This is a genomic window from Serratia sp. J2 (assembly GCF_046269175.1).
Lineage (GTDB): Bacteria > Pseudomonadota > Gammaproteobacteria > Enterobacterales > Enterobacteriaceae > Chania > Chania fonticola_C.
In genome coordinates this window covers 39,258-53,516 of record NZ_JBKABN010000009.1, presented here as the reverse complement: position 1 = coordinate 53,516, position 14,259 = coordinate 39,258, and the positions used below count along the sequence as shown (strand labels likewise).

Annotated in this window: 15 protein-coding genes and 1 riboswitch; of the genes, 6 read left to right on the top strand and 9 right to left on the bottom strand. The window is 55.1% G+C overall.

Translation table 11 applies throughout. The features are described 5' to 3' along the window. Positions 1–307 precede the first annotated feature (307 nt). Positions 308–1,708: a D-serine/D-alanine/glycine transporter gene (gene cycA, locus ACKWMY_RS11545; protein WP_024486730.1), complete on the top strand. Its 1,401-nt coding sequence runs from the start codon at positions 308–310 to the stop codon at positions 1,706–1,708. A 62-nt stretch (positions 1,709–1,770) separates the two neighbouring features. Here cycA and ACKWMY_RS11540 read toward each other — a convergent pair whose 3' ends face one another. Both ACKWMY_RS11540 and ACKWMY_RS11535 read right to left on the bottom strand, forming a co-directional pair. Then, positions 1,771–2,685 carry a DMT family transporter gene (locus ACKWMY_RS11540; protein ID WP_074031291.1) on the bottom strand — a complete coding sequence of 305 codons (915 nt, stop codon included), beginning with the start codon at positions 2,683–2,685 and terminating at the stop codon, positions 1,771–1,773. 146 nt (positions 2,686–2,831) lie between these two features. Then, on the bottom strand, positions 2,832–3,005 hold the full coding sequence (locus ACKWMY_RS11535) for a hypothetical protein (RefSeq protein ID WP_199062812.1): 174 nt from the start codon (positions 3,003–3,005) through the stop codon (positions 2,832–2,834). Positions 3,006–3,391: 386 nt separating this feature from the next. Here ACKWMY_RS11535 and ACKWMY_RS11530 point away from each other — a divergent pair, with 386 nt between their 5' ends. Further along, a complete protein-coding gene (locus ACKWMY_RS11530; RefSeq protein WP_024528493.1) occupies positions 3,392–3,706 on the top strand; it encodes a hypothetical protein in 315 nt (104 codons plus the stop codon). Positions 3,707–3,820: 114 nt separating this feature from the next. On the opposite strand, the gene ACKWMY_RS11525 is transcribed toward ACKWMY_RS11530, so the two are convergent. Next, positions 3,821–4,054, bottom strand: coding sequence for a hypothetical protein (locus ACKWMY_RS11525; RefSeq protein ID WP_074031289.1), 234 nt, complete (start codon positions 4,052–4,054; stop codon positions 3,821–3,823). A 504-nt stretch (positions 4,055–4,558) separates the two neighbouring features. On the opposite strand from ACKWMY_RS11525, the gene ACKWMY_RS11520 reads away from it, so the two are divergent. Genes ACKWMY_RS11520 through ACKWMY_RS11510 form a run of 3 tightly spaced genes read left to right on the top strand, consistent with a single transcriptional unit; the run spans position 4,559 to position 6,993 of the window. Further along, positions 4,559–4,969, top strand: a complete 411-nt coding sequence (locus tag ACKWMY_RS11520) for a GNAT family N-acetyltransferase (protein ID WP_074031288.1) — start codon at positions 4,559–4,561, stop codon at positions 4,967–4,969. Positions 4,970–4,994: 25 nt separating this feature from the next. After that, positions 4,995–5,684, top strand: a complete 690-nt coding sequence (locus ACKWMY_RS11515) for a helix-turn-helix transcriptional regulator (protein WP_024528492.1) — start codon at positions 4,995–4,997, stop codon at positions 5,682–5,684. Positions 5,685–5,703: 19 nt separating this feature from the next. Further along, positions 5,704–6,993 carry a cytosine permease gene (locus ACKWMY_RS11510; RefSeq protein WP_074031286.1) on the top strand — a complete coding sequence of 430 codons (1,290 nt, stop codon included), beginning with the start codon at positions 5,704–5,706 and terminating at the stop codon, positions 6,991–6,993. Positions 6,994–7,052: 59 nt separating this feature from the next. Here ACKWMY_RS11510 and cobT read toward each other — a convergent pair whose 3' ends face one another. Genes cobT through cbiB form a run of 6 tightly spaced genes read right to left on the bottom strand, consistent with a single transcriptional unit; the run spans position 7,053 to position 12,575 of the window. Next, positions 7,053–8,111 (bottom strand): nicotinate-nucleotide--dimethylbenzimidazole phosphoribosyltransferase, encoded by a 1,059-nt coding sequence (gene cobT / locus ACKWMY_RS11505; RefSeq protein ID WP_409486325.1) that lies wholly within the window; start codon positions 8,109–8,111, stop codon positions 7,053–7,055. 4 nt (positions 8,112–8,115) lie between these two features. Beyond that, positions 8,116–8,733, bottom strand: a complete 618-nt coding sequence (locus ACKWMY_RS11500; protein WP_074031338.1) for an adenosylcobalamin/alpha-ribazole phosphatase — start codon at positions 8,731–8,733, stop codon at positions 8,116–8,118. Between the two features lie 9 nt (positions 8,734–8,742). Further along, complete coding sequence (gene cobS / locus ACKWMY_RS11495; RefSeq protein WP_074031284.1) at positions 8,743–9,489, bottom strand: adenosylcobinamide-GDP ribazoletransferase; 747 nt, start codon at positions 9,487–9,489, stop codon at positions 8,743–8,745. Continuing rightward, positions 9,486–10,031 carry a bifunctional adenosylcobinamide kinase/adenosylcobinamide-phosphate guanylyltransferase gene (cobU, locus tag ACKWMY_RS11490; RefSeq protein WP_065685132.1) on the bottom strand — a complete coding sequence of 182 codons (546 nt, stop codon included), beginning with the start codon at positions 10,029–10,031 and terminating at the stop codon, positions 9,486–9,488. The genes cobS and cobU overlap by 4 nt, the downstream gene beginning before the upstream one ends. Then, positions 10,028–11,569: a cobyric acid synthase gene (locus ACKWMY_RS11485; RefSeq protein ID WP_309048452.1), complete on the bottom strand. Its 1,542-nt coding sequence runs from the start codon at positions 11,567–11,569 to the stop codon at positions 10,028–10,030. The genes cobU and ACKWMY_RS11485 overlap by 4 nt, the downstream gene beginning before the upstream one ends. Positions 11,570–11,618: 49 nt before the next feature. Next, complete coding sequence (cbiB, locus tag ACKWMY_RS11480; RefSeq protein ID WP_409486324.1) at positions 11,619–12,575, bottom strand: adenosylcobinamide-phosphate synthase CbiB; 957 nt, start codon at positions 12,573–12,575, stop codon at positions 11,619–11,621. A 148-nt stretch (positions 12,576–12,723) separates the two neighbouring features. Continuing rightward, positions 12,724–12,917, bottom strand: a riboswitch (cobalamin riboswitch). A 220-nt stretch (positions 12,918–13,137) separates the two neighbouring features. On the opposite strand from cbiB, the gene cobD reads away from it, so the two are divergent. Continuing rightward, positions 13,138–14,211 (top strand): threonine-phosphate decarboxylase CobD, encoded by a 1,074-nt coding sequence (gene cobD / locus ACKWMY_RS11475; protein WP_074031280.1) that lies wholly within the window; start codon positions 13,138–13,140, stop codon positions 14,209–14,211. Positions 14,212–14,259 lie beyond the last annotated feature (48 nt).

Genomic DNA, 14,259 nt, shown 5'->3' with positions numbered 1-14,259 from the left:
TTTATCATTAGTTTTTCTCATGCGAATTTTATAAGCCCCTGTTTAATCAATGAGATAACCACTGCCGGTACTGTTCATTTACCGCAGTAAAGAGTAATCTTCCGCCCCCTAGACGTCCGATTTGCCTCCCCTGAGTAAAGAATAATCGGCTTTTATCCCACCCCATTATGTTGTAAATATGTTGCACAAAGGTGGTGATATTGAGTTACCTTAACTTTTGTCGGAAAAACCGGCGAATACAGATAAAAAAGAGCCACTTCAGAGCTCGCCATTCCACTCATGACAGGTAAAAACAGGACAGCATAAGATGGTAGATCATTCTAAAATAGCAGTGGACGCCACGCCCGGATCAGAAGATCACCTAAGGCGAAACCTCTCAAACCGACATATCCAGCTGATCGCCATCGGCGGTGCCATTGGTACAGGTTTGTTTATGGGTTCCGGTAAGACCATCAGCCTGGCCGGGCCTTCCATCATCTTCGTGTACATGATCATCGGCTTTATGCTGTTTTTCGTGATGCGCGCGATGGGCGAACTGCTGCTCTCCAATCTGCAGTACAAATCTTTCAGCGACTTTGCCGCCGATCTCCTCGGCCCTTGGGCAGGGTTCTTCACCGGTTGGACTTACTGGTTCTGTTGGGTAGTGACCGGCATTGCCGACGTGGTGGCCATTACCGCCTACGCGCAGTTCTGGTTCCCCGATCTCTCCCAATGGATCGCCTCTTTACTGTGCGTGTTGCTGCTGCTCAGCCTGAACCTGGCAACGGTGAAAATGTTCGGTGAGATGGAGTTCTGGTTTGCGATGATCAAAATCGTCGCGATAGTGGGCCTGATCATCGCCGGTCTGGTCATGGTGGCGATGCACTTCGAATCACCAACCGGCAGCGTGGCCTCCTTCTCCCACTTATGGAATGACGGCGGCATGTTCCCGAAAGGCATTAGCGGCTTCTTTGCCGGCTTCCAGATTGCGGTGTTTGCCTTTGTGGGTATCGAGCTGGTGGGAACCACCGCCGCCGAAACCAAAGATCCGGAAAAAGTGCTGCCACGCGCCATCAACTCCATCCCGATCCGCATCATCATGTTCTACGTCTTCGCGCTGATCGTGATCATGTCGGTAACGCCTTGGAACTCTGTGGTGGCCGATAAGAGCCCGTTTGTCGAGCTGTTCGTACTGATTGGTCTGCCAGCCGCAGCCAGCGTGATCAACTTCGTAGTGTTGACCTCTGCCGCCTCTTCCGCCAACAGCGGCGTGTTCTCCACCAGCCGTATGCTGTTCGGCCTGGCACAGGAAGGCGATGCGCCTAAATCCTTTGCCAACCTGTCCAAACGTGCGGTACCGGCAAACGGCCTGACCTTCTCCTGTATCTGTCTGCTGGGCGGCGTGGTGCTGATCTATCTTATCCCGAACGTCATGACCGTATTCACGCTGGTCACCACCGTGTCGGCTATTCTGTTTATGTTCGTCTGGACCATCATTCTGTGCTCGTATCTGGTCTACCGTAAGCAACGTCCGGCTCTGCACCAGAAATCGATCTACAAGATGCCTGCCGGTAAGTTGATGTGCTGGGTATGCATGGCGTTCTTCGCATTCGTGCTGGTGCTGCTGACGCTGCGCGAGGACACACGCCAGGCGCTGGTCGTCACGCCGCTGTGGTTTATCATTCTGGGGATCGGTTATCAGTTTGTGCGCCGTAAGAAGGCGGCCTGACCTTGGTTATTGCAACGCCGCGTTCTCACGCGGCGTTTTTACAGGCGCAGCATGCAGCGCCTCTACGTTAACTCCGCAGGCTTTGGTTTTCGCCGAATACGCAACTCACTGACAATCACCCCCAACACAATCAACCCTGCGCCAATCAATGCCAACCCTGGCAAACGCTCACCGGCGATACGGCCGACTATCCCAGCCCATACCGGTTCACCGGCATAAATAACCGTGGCACGGGTAGGTGAAACGCTGCGTTGTGCCCAGTTCATCGTCAGTTGGATCACCGCACTGGCTATCCCCAGCCCTACTGCGCTATAAAGCAGATAGTTGGAAAACGCCGGAACCGACTCCCCGGTAGGGGCCATCATCAAAAACGACAACAACGACGCGGTAGCCAACTGCACAATGGTCACCCGCCGCACGTTGACCTTGCCCGCAAAAGCACCGATTAAAATCACCTCGATGGCGATCGCCAGCGCACTGACCAACGTGAGGAATTCACCGCCGCTGAATGCCAGGCTGGAACTGCTTGGCCCGCTCAACAGCATCAGGCCGACGAAAGCTAGCAGAATGCCAATCCAGGACATGATCCCCGGCATACGCCCAAGGACCAACCACTGCAATAACGGCACAATCGGCACGTACATGGCAGTAATAAACGCCGACTGGCTGCTGGTGATGGTTTGCAGCCCCATGGTTTGCAGGCCATAGCCGAACATGATCGAGGTGCCGATAAACACTCCGGCCTTGATTTCGTACCAGGTCATCCCCCGCAGCGAACGCAGAGAGAACAGCACTAGCGCCAACGTCGCGGTGCCAAAGCGTAGCCCGACAAAAAAGAATGGCCCACTGACCAGCATCGCCTGATGTACGGCCAAAAAAGTGCCGCCCCAGAGCATGGTGATAAAGACCAGCACGGCTTCTTGGGGTTTGATTTTCAGAAACAGCGTGGGAGTAGAGTTTTTCTTGACCGTTGACACTGACTTGCCCTTCCTGCTGGCTGCAATAAAATACACAATTTCTGCCAGTATGGGGAAAAGGCTGGCAATGGGCAATATCGTGCCGGATTGGCAGCAGCAATCACCGCCCGGTGCCGAGGGCTTACAACCCATCCTCCTGGAGCTTTTTACTCTTCCTGGGCCGGGACTTCCGGCAGCGTTTCCAACGGCGGCTGTATCCCCTCAGAGATGTAATCTACGGCAGCCAGGGGGCGCTCGTTGCCCATAGCGTCTTCCACCACCACATGTTTGATAGCACCGTCAGAAAGTATCACTCGCTTAATGCCGCGTTCGGGTTCCATATCTCCTCCCTGTGTGAATGTCTGCCCCTCAAGTTTAGCCTGTGCGGCGCTTGTCGGGTTGCGGTCTAAGCGTTTATCTGAATACCCTTCGCATTTTTTATCATCTCCCCCGGTTATCAGCTACGTGCGGCAATACACTTTGTATGGTCAGCGAAAAATCATCACTGGCAGTTATACATAGAAGGTGAAACATCAATCATCCCTATCTTGTTTGCGGAACCCGAGCAGGGTTAAAATGCCGCTCAACCTACCGCTCATCCGTTGAACGTCCGGTCGATCCAAGCTGTGTCCGCCTGTCCACCTACCAAAGCCAGGCGTTCTATTTTTTGCGTACTGCAAAGGGAAATAAGTCAGTGTCTAAAGATTTTGATGAACTAATAAGAGACATGGATCTTATTATTGAAAATGTAGACAGTTTCAAGGCTATGGCCCCACGCATGCCGCCACCGGCGGTAGAAGCGCCGCCAACAGCTCACTCCTACGATTCATTCTGCGAAAACATTGCGCTGAAAGTGGTATTGAAGGTTCTGCTGTCATCGGTAGACAAGATCGTCAAGGTGCAAATCGCCAACCGAGTTGAGCAAGAGATCACTCAGATCGAGCAGCAGGTCGTCTTGGCTGGCGGAGGCCCGGTTGCACCCGAAGACCTGGCACAAATGACCCACTACGTGCGCCGTACCGTTCACGATTTACTCAATTGAGCTCCGCCAGAAAAGCGGTTGTGCGTTGGGAATGGATTGTTTCAGCCCTGATAGCATGACTTGGCGAGTATCGGCATTCAGAGAATGGTTGAATAATCATCGGGTATACCCGAATCAAGCGTACTCCAGGCGTTTCGGCTGCAAGCCGGGCGTTTGGGGTCTCGTCACCTTGATGGCTTTCGCCGGATCGCCTGCCACAAACTCCAGAGTGGGCGAGTAGTAAAAAGGCAGCCATGCCTCGAAATTCTCTTCCCACTCCCATTTGACTGGGCAGGGCCACAGAATATCTTCGTACAGAATGTAATAGATCCACCTCCCATGAGGGCGGCGTGGCTTAAGTGTTTTCATAATGCCATCAATACTTTCTCACCTGTTGCAAGCTGGCCGCGAAATGGGCCGCTCAGCCATAATACCTCAGTGGAGCCACTTGAAGCGAGGAGGCACCACGAAACGCGGTACTTGACAGGTAATTATACGATAACGGCGCGGATTTTGCGGCAAAGTAGCGGAGTTTAATCCACTACTTTGCCGCAATGCATTACTGTGAAGTGATGGTAAATCTTACTACATGTTCAGTGAGGCATAGTGCTGTTGGCAAGTTGGCTTGCTCTTGTCACTACCCTCTGCCCTTAAGGGCGTATCCCTGGTGAAGCACAATATTTTCTATTCGGTATACTGTTGAGAAAGGTCAATTATTCCCTTCTCTTGCCAACAACATACCCATTTTTTGCCACCAGGAAAACAGGTGAAAAACACCCTTGTAATCACTGACAATAAATGTTAACAAAAGCTAATCAATACAGACACCTTAATGAACATTTGAATTATTAGCATGAAAAGGAAAGATTGGCCATGAAGATTAACGTAACGGACACTCCAAATCCGCAGGACGAAGAGTTCGTGATTGACAGCCTCTGGGCGCACAACCATCAGTATGATGCAGTAGATATTCATCCGTTATTCCTGACCGTCACCGACGAGCGTGGGCAGATCGTAGCCGGGCTGGTTGCCAGAACCTGGTGGGGTGGATTAGAAGTCCAGTACCTGTGGGTAGGTGACGAGTATCGCAAAAAAGGCTACGGCCGTGACCTGATGCTGCGGGCAGAGCAGGAAGCCGTCAAGCGCGGTTGCCATATGGCCTATGTCGACACCTTCAGTTTTCAGGCGCAGGCGTTTTACGAAAAACTGGGGTACCAACCGTATGGCAACTTAGCGGGCTATGCGCACCGCCATACTCGCATCTATTTAGCGAAAAACATCTGATAACGCTGAAGTATGAGGGGTTCAAATGGATTCATTTTGGCAGAGCAATGAATTATATTTAAAAGGTCTCATCACCATGATGGAACATTTAAATGAGCCTTGGGGCATTAAAGATTTATCTTCACGCCATATTTATATGAACAAGGCGGCCTATCTTTATACCAACACACCTCTCAATTTCGATATTGCGGGCAAGCTTGATGCCGAATTCCCTGCCGATTGGGCAGAGTTCGCCCCAGACCTGCAAGAACACGATAGGAAAACCGAAGGAACTCGGGATCGCGTAGCCGTCATCGAGACGCACTTCTGGTACGGCAGCGACAGCCTGGTCCCCTTTATCAGCGAAAAATTGCCTATTTATAATGACAAGGAAGAGCTGGTTGGCACCATGTGGAACGCGCGTCCGCTGGACAGTTTCTCACCGCTAAAATATATCAACCAGCAAAAACCCAGCATATTAACCACCGAAGTCAGCATCCAGATTTTTACCCAGTCGGAGCTGGATATCATATTTTTGATGCTGCAACGCTACACCAACAAAGAGATTGCCAGGTTATATGACGTCAGCAATAAAACCATAGAAAATAGAATCTACAACATCTACCAAAAAGCCGATGTGCATACGCTCCAACAGTTCGAAGAGTATTGCAAACTGGTGAATTTGGACAGCTACATTCCAGTACGCCTGATTGAAAAAGGCATCCAATTTATTTAAACGTTAACGAGAGATTATCGTGATTAAAATTGAAGACTACCCATTGAGCCGGGTACCGCAGGATAAGAGGGTCTCCTTCCTCAGCGTCGCCATCGTGCATATGGGTATGCTAACGGCCTTGGACCAGTTTATGTTGGGTGCCGTATTGGGCAACTCAATGACCCTGACCGATGCCTTTATCGCCATCTCTATTGGCAGCTTGATTTTTGGGGTCGTGACGTTCGGGCTAGGTTTGGCCGGGATGAGAGAAGGTATTTCCGGCAGCCTGCTGGCTCGCTGGTGTGGCTTTGGCCGTATAGGTTCGGTGCTTATCGGCCTGGTAGTGGCCGTCAGCCTGTTGGGCTGGTTTGGTATTCAGAACGCCATCTTTGCCAAATCGCTTAACTTCGCCTTGGGCGATCGCCTGGGCTTCCCGCTGTCAGCCTCACTCTCCGGCCTGTTTTTGACGGTGCTGGTCGCTTTTGGTTTTAAAGCGCTGCGCATCACAGCACGTATTGCGGTGCCGCTGTTTATCCTGCTGGTGTTCTTTATTTCCTATAACGTCCTCTCTGGGCAGAAACTGCATGAGGCCATTCTGCTGGCCCCTATGGGGGAAGCGTTAACCATCAGCGCGGGCATCACCATCGTGGTCGGCGGCGCCATTGTTGCCAGCCTGATGACTCCGGACCTGACCCGTTACTCCAAAAACAAACGTCACGTGTTTGGCATTACGCTGCTGACCATTATTGCCGGTGAATTCGTGGTTAACGGCCTGGCGATTTTTATTGCCAAAACGCTCGGCACCGCAGACGTGGTAACGATCATGGCCCAGAGTGCGGGCGGCATCGGTTTGCTGGTAGTGGTATTCTCCACCCTGCGCGTTAACGATCTGAACCTCTATTCGTCGTCCTTGGGCGTGGTGAATGCGGTTGAAGGGATTACCGGTAAAAAGCTGAAATACACCGCAACCACGGTGATTATCGGTCTGTTGGGCACGCTGCTTTCGGTTCTGGGGATCCTGGATCGGTTTGTGGATTTCCTGACCGTGCTGGGCGTGGTATTCCCACCGATCCTCGGCGTCATGCTGGTGGACTATTTCCTGCTGCGCAGCCACCGAGACGCTTTGGACGCCAGCCGCCAGCTTGGACAACTGCCGCAGGAAACGCCGCTCATCGGTTGGGCAGCGATTATCGCCAGCATCGTCGGTAGCGTGATTGGCCTGGTGACGGAATGGGGCGTGCCAACCATTAACTCACTGCTGGCAGCCAGCGTGATTTACTGGCTGTTTAAACGCCTGTTTGGCCGGGCAACCAGCCTGCAAACCGCCTAGTTCCAAGAACGCGAAACAAGCGAGCGCAGCATTCTGCGCTCGCTGAGTTAATCAACCGGTCAGGTCGCGCTACCGGGAATTACAATATTACTGTCCGCCAACGACCCCATCTGATTAAACATCACGCAGGCCGCATCCACGATATGCATGGCAATGGCGGCACCGCTGCCCTCCCCCAGTCGCATATCCAGATGCAGATAAGGTGCCAATTGCAGGTGCTCAAGTGCGGCAGCCGCGCCCTTCTCCGCAGAGAAATGGGACGGCAGCAGGTAATCCCGAGCCTGAGGCGCAATGCCGCAGACCGCCAGCGCAGAGGCATATGAGAGAAAACCATCGAGGATCACCGGCAGACCGGCCGCCGCAGCCCCCAACATCACGCCAGCCATTCCCACCAGATCGTATCCACCCAGCTTCGCCAGTACGTCCAGCGCATCTTGAGTATCCGGCTGATTTACCTCAATAGCCCGGCGCACCACGTCCACCTTGTGGTGTAAACGGTCGCTGGGGAAGTTGGCACCAATGCCGACCACTTCCTGCGGATCGCGGCCGGTAAAGACGCTGACCAGCGCTGCGGCTGGCGTCGTATTAGCCATCCCCAGTTCCCCGACGCCAAACAGCTTCACCCCAAGCGCCGCCTGTTCCAGCGTCAGTTGAGCCGTAGCCAACAGCAACTCCTTCGCCTGCTGGCGCGTCATTGCCGCACCGCGCGCAATGTTACCGCTGCCACGTCCGACTTTCATGTCGATCAGACCCGGCAAGGGGTCGCTGTCGATGCCAACATCCACCAGCTTTACCTCGGCACCAGCATTGGCGGCCAATACGCAGACGCCGGTATTGCCTTTCACCATATTCAGCGCCTGGATCACCGTCACTTCACGCGGTGACACCGCCACCCCTTCGGCATAAACGCCGTGATCGGCCATCATGACGATGATTTGTTTGCGGCTGGCGGCCATCCCACTAAAACCGCGCATCCCGGCTAACTGGGTTGCCAACTGTTCCAGGCGACCAAGGCTGCCCGGTGGCTTGAGCAGGCCATCAATCTTTGCCGCTGCCTGTTGCATGGCAGCCGCGTCCAACGGCTTAATCGAGTCGATTAACGATGACAATGTTTGCATAACTTTATTCTCTGCTTGCAGGCTGCCAATGAGCCTGGCTGTTAAATACTTTTAGCGTGACAAACCCCTGGTTGAGTTCCACCACGCTGTAGGCTCCCTGGGTAAACGGGAAATGCCACATCCCAGCGGCAGGCAGCTTTAGCAGCCCGGCCAGCAGCAGGCTCAGAGAGCCTTGGTGCGCCACCAGCAGACGATCGCCATCGCCCGGTTCGTTCAGCAGACGTTGGGCCTGTTGGTCGATCCTATGTGAAAACAGTGGAAAGGACTCTCCTGCTGGCGGGCAAGCTAGTTGCCAATCCGCCACCCAGTCGGCCCAGGCAGCACTATCCTCCCGCTGTAAATCCTGGTGATGGCGCATCTCCCAGTCGCCAAAATTCATTTCGTTAAAGCCACCGTCGGGTTGGATCACCAGTTCCCGCTGCCCAAGCACGATCTCGGCGGTATGTCGGGCGCGTCTTAACTCACTGCTGATCGCCTGGGTAAAAGGCACCTCGGCCAGCCATTGTGCGATCTGCCTCGCCTGCTGCTCACCTTGTTCGGTCAACGGCAAGTCGGTCATGCCGCAAAATACGCCCTGCCGATTCGCTGCCGTTTGCCCGTGTCGTACCAAAAATAGCCGCATAGCGCCCACTCACAGCAGTGCCAGTAAGAAGATCAACTCGGCAATTTCTATCGCCGCACCCAGGGTGTCACCCGTTTGCCCGCCCAGACGGCGGCGCAAATAGGCCCGCAGCAACAGCACGGCGATCAGCGCATAGCCAAGCGCAAACAGCCCCTGCCCATGCCCTAACAAGGCGACCAAAGCGGCCCCTAGCACCAGAGTGAACAGCGTCTGTCCGCCGCTGATCTTGCCAATGTAAAGGTTCCCCAGCCCATTACCCTCACGGGCATAGGGCTGGCGATACATCATCAACACCACCAGGCTCCGGCAAGCCACTCCTGCTGCCGCCAACGTGGCCAACATCGGTACCCCACGCAGTGCCAGTTCGCTGATCACCAACACCTTGGCCACGACGATAAAGATCAGCGCCAGCCCACCATTGGTACCTAGGCGGCTGTCGCGCATGATCTCCAACATTTTTTCCCGAGTGCGGGCCGAGAACACGCCATCACAGGTATCGGCCAATCCGTCGAGGTGGAAGGCACCGGTCACCAGAGCCAACGCCAGCACGTAGCCCAACGCTGCCAACGGCCCCCCACACCAGGGAGCCAACAGAGTGAATACGGCGCCGCCAATTGCACCGACGATCAGGCCAATCAAGGGGAAACCGACGATGCCACGCTGATAATTGTCCATCGCTAACCCCTGTGTCCAACTGGCAGGCAGCGGGATACGTGTCATCAATTGCAGGGTGGCCCAAAACAGTCGCAAACTCATTTGATCTTGACCTCAATACCAGAAATTACCAATAGCACCGACTCGGCAGCGGCGGCCAAACGCTGGTTAACACGCCCAGCAATATCACGGAAGTGACGTGCCAGACGGTTTTCCGGCACGATGCCCATCCCCAACTCGTTGGTGACCAGATAGATCGCCGCCGGGCTGCGGGCGCAGGCGGCCAGCAAATCGTCGATCTGCCGTTGGATTGCCGTTTCAACCACGGCAAAATCGATGCTTTCCACCGGCGTCTCCCCGGTCAGGTCAAACATCAGGTTGGCGATCAGCGTGGTAATACACTCCAGGATCACCGCCTCTCCCGCCGCCGCCTGTTGGTCGATCACGCTGGCCAGTTGCTGGCTCCCCTCCCAGGTACGCCAATGTGCAGGCCGGGCCTGGCGGTGCAACTTAACCCGTTCGGCCATTTCCTCATCGGTGACCACCGAGGTGGCGATATACAACACCCGGTCACTGACACCACTCGCTAACCTTTCGGCCAGCGAGCTTTTGCCGCTGCGTGCTCCGCCGGTGATCAGGATCATTGGGCCCCCGTTTGTTGGTGCTCGGTCATCAAGCGGTAAATTTTATCCATATCAATATGTTCCCGCATCTTATCGGCCAAGAGATCAAACTGTTGCTGCTTATAATCGGCATAATCGAAAGCCGGGCCGTCATAAACCGGCAACCCTTTACGCTGGCGCAGCTGGTTTAGCAGCGCGCGGCAAAAAGGCGCGCTGTCGAATAGGCCATGAATATAGCTGCCCAGCACGTTACCGGTGGAGTTAACAGCCCCGTCAAAAGCGCTGTCCGGTTGGCCGTTACGTAGGGAAAGGCGGGAGAAAGGCGTAGCCTCTGAGCCAAGCTGGGTGGTGCCCATATGGATTTCATAACCAACGATATCCTGCTCGCCACAGCCAGACCAGAGGCCGGGCAACCCAGGCTCACATTGTGCTGTCACCTGTGTAGTGACTTTTTGCGGTGCGAAGCGGGTGGTAACATCCAGCAATCCCAAACCTGCCATCTGTTCCAAACCGGATTCCACGCCATCAACAATGTGCTTGCCGAGCATTTGGTAGCCGCCGCAAATACCCACGATCTGCACTCCAGCACGGTGCTGATCCTGTAACGCCGCCGCCAACCCGCTCCGTTGTAGCCACTGCAGATCCCCCAGGGTGTTTTTGCTACCCGGCAGGATGATCAGATCGGCACCGGCCAGCGCCGCCGGGTGCGAAACATAGCGCAGCCCTACGTCCGGCTGGGCCGCCAAGGCATTAAAATCGGTAAAGTTGGACATATAGGGCAGCTGTACCACCGCGATGTCCAGCTCATGGCTGCTGCCTGTCGGGGCATACTTACCATTTTGCAACGCCACACCATCCTCATCTTCCAGATCGATATTCAACCAGGGCATCACACCCAGCACCGGCACACCGGTCAGCGCCTCAATCTGCTCCAGACCCGAGTAGAGTAAAGCAATATCGCCACGGAATTTATTGATGATCACCCCTTTCACTCGGGCTTTCTCTTCTGGCTCTAGCAGGGCCAGTGTGCCGTAAATAGCGGCAAACACCCCGCCACGATCGATATCCGCCACCAACAACACTGGCGCATCGGCAATCGCCGCCATGCCCATATTGACGATGTCGCGGTCGCGCAGGTTGATTTCCGCCGGGCTACCAGCACCCTCCAGCACCATGATGTCGTAGCCGCTGGCCAGGCTGTGATACACCTCGCTGATTTGTTGCTGTAACTGCGGCTTGTACTCGTGATAGCTGACCGCGTCCATATTACAGGCCACTTTGCCCATCAGCACCACCTGTGCCTGGCAATCGCTGGTCGGTTTCAACAGTACCGGGTTCATCCGCACATCGGGTGCGATACCGGCGGCTTCGGCCTGAAAAATCTGTGCCCGGCCCATCTCTTCGCCACGGGCGGTAATGCCAGAGTTAAGCGCCATATTCTGCGATTTGAACGGCGCACAGCGATAGCCATCCTGCATGAAGATCCGGCACAGACCGGCCACCAGCACACTTTTACCCACATCAGATGCGGTTCCCTGCACCATCACACACCGTTTCATCACATGTTCTCCGCGTCGCGCTAGCTGAGCCGCGCAAACAATTATTATTTCAAGCGCCAAGCCATAGCAGGCGCAACGCTGCAAACAGCAGCAGAGCCAATAGCGAGGCCGTCATCATCAGACGCGTACTGCGTGGAATATCTGCCAGCTCGATCTCCCGCCGAGCCTCGCCGATCCACGGTTTTTCGACCCGCTGACCAAAGTAGTTACTAGGACCGCCAAGTCGCACTCCCAACGCTCCAGCCACGGTGGCTTCCGACCAGGCGCAGTTGGGGCTGGTGTGCTGATAGCGATCGCGCCAGCCAATGCGAAGCGCCTGGCGAAAGTCCAAACCATTCAGCCAAGCCGCACAGCTCAGCAGTAGCCAGCTAAGCCGGGCCGGTAACCCGTTGGCGAAGTCATCCATCCGCGCCGACACATAGCCGATAGCGCGGTATTTCGGCGTTTTGTAGCCCACCATTGAATCGAGGGTGTTAACCGCTTTATACGCCATCGCCAACGGCGCTCCGCCTATCAGCAAAAAGAACAGCGGCGAAATGACGCCATCCACACTGTTTTCTGCCACCGTCTCCACCACCGCCCGGGTGATTTGCGGTTCTTCCAGGTGTGAGGTATCCCGCCCGACAATCCACGACAGCTTGCGGCGGCTCTCCTCAAGATCGGCACTTTGCAGTGCCCGGTGAACTTCCATGGCAGCCTGTTCCAGACAGCGCCCGGCGAGCAGGGTATAAATCAGCCAGACTTCCGCCAGCCAACCCAACCATGGGTGGATATACTGCATCAGCGTTAAAAAGCCCCAACTGACCAGCCAAACCACCCCGACGACGCCCAGCCACAGCAGCACGCCGCCAAGTTTTAGCGCCCTCTCGCTATGGCAAATCCGGCGGATCGCGCGCTGTAGCGCCGTGATCAGGTTACCGATCCAGCGCACCGGATGCGGCCAGTGTGGCGGGTCCCCCAACAGACTGTCGAGCAGAAAGGCCGCAAACCAGGCTAGCAGCGTCATGGCGCGCACCTTATAGAAGCCTGATGGTGGGTTAATGGCATAAAAAAATCCCGACCTCTCGGGCGGGATTTGGGCGTCAACAGGATACGACCGGGCGGTACAAAATAGCCGCACGTATCTCATGACAACCCCCTTCCCACCGAAGGTGTTGAATGTGTGACCAACTGGCCGGTCTTCTGGCTTAGCGTCATCCTCATCCACTCCCTTCCCAATCCTCAGATCAGTGGCGCAGTGGACTCGTCGGCATCACAGCAGCGGGGGCTGCGGGGGAGTTACACCCCCTTCCCAACCACAACCTGTCATCGTTCAGGGTGTGGGTTATCCAGTTGGCAATAATATGGTTAATAAAACGTTATGGGTTCAATGCACTCAACGCTTCAATTTATCACTTAGTTTTCATCTCGATAGCCTCGACAATGGCCATGCCATAATAACCTGTTGATATGGCGAATACACGCCAAGATCTGGCATTTACCTGGGCGACAGCTTTAGTTTGCAACGGATCAACGGCAATTACCCTGTGCTATCCTGCACGCAAACTTGGCAGGGGAATAGCAAAACCGTGAGTGAACATGGTGGTAACGTACTGGAAATGGCGTTGAAAAACGGCCTGGATCCGGCCGAGATGATTGATTTCAGCGCCAATATCAATCCATTGGGCATGCCCGCCAGCCTGAAGGCGGCGATTATCGAGCATCTGACCAGCGCCGAATGCTATCCCGACGTCGAATATCGGCGTTTGCATGCGGCATTGGCGCGAGTCCATCACTGCCCGCCGGAAAATATCATGGCAGGTAACGGGGCCACCGAGCTGATTTACGCCATAGTGAACCGGCTACGCCCCCGCACGGCGCTGCTTCTTACGCCAGGGTTTGCCGAATACCGCCGGGCATTGCAGCGGATTGACTGCCAGATCGAGGACTTTCCGCTGGATGAAGCCGGTGGTTTTCAACCCGATGAGCGGCTGCTGCAGGTGCTGGCCGAGCGCCAACCGGACTGCCTGTTCCTGGCCACCCCCAACAATCCGACCGGGCTGATGCCTGACCCCACGCTGTTACAGGCCATTGTAGCCTGTTGTCGCCAGCACAATATTGCGTTGATCGTTGATGAAGCCTTTATCGATTTTCTGCCGGATACACCGGGCCTGATCCCGCAAATGGCAGAGTATTCCCGCCTTTATATCCTGCGTTCGCTGACCAAATTCTTCGCCATTCCCGGTCTGCGACTTGGCTATCTGGTCAGCAGCGATCGCGCTGGCCTGCAGCAGATGAAGCAACTGCGCGAACCCTGGACCATCAATGCCTATGCGGCACTGGCCGGCGAAGTGATCCTCGACGATCTCGATTACATCCAGCAAACCCACCAATGGTTGGCAGAGCAGCGTGCTTGGTTGTTTGACGCGCTGACAGCCTTGCCGCACTTGCGCATCTGGCCAGGGGCGGCGAACTATATTTTCTTACGCTGCCTGCGCCCCGGCTATGATCTGCAACAGGCGTTGTTGCAGCACCGCATCCTGATCCGCCACTGTGCCAACTACCCTGGCCTTTCCGCCGACTATTACCGGGTGGCTATCAAAAGCGCAGCGGCTAACCGCAAGCTGATCGCCGCGCTGCAACAGGTGCTGGTGGAGGACTGAGGCGTTTTTAGATATCAAACGTTACCCTTTGATTATTGGAACGGATGC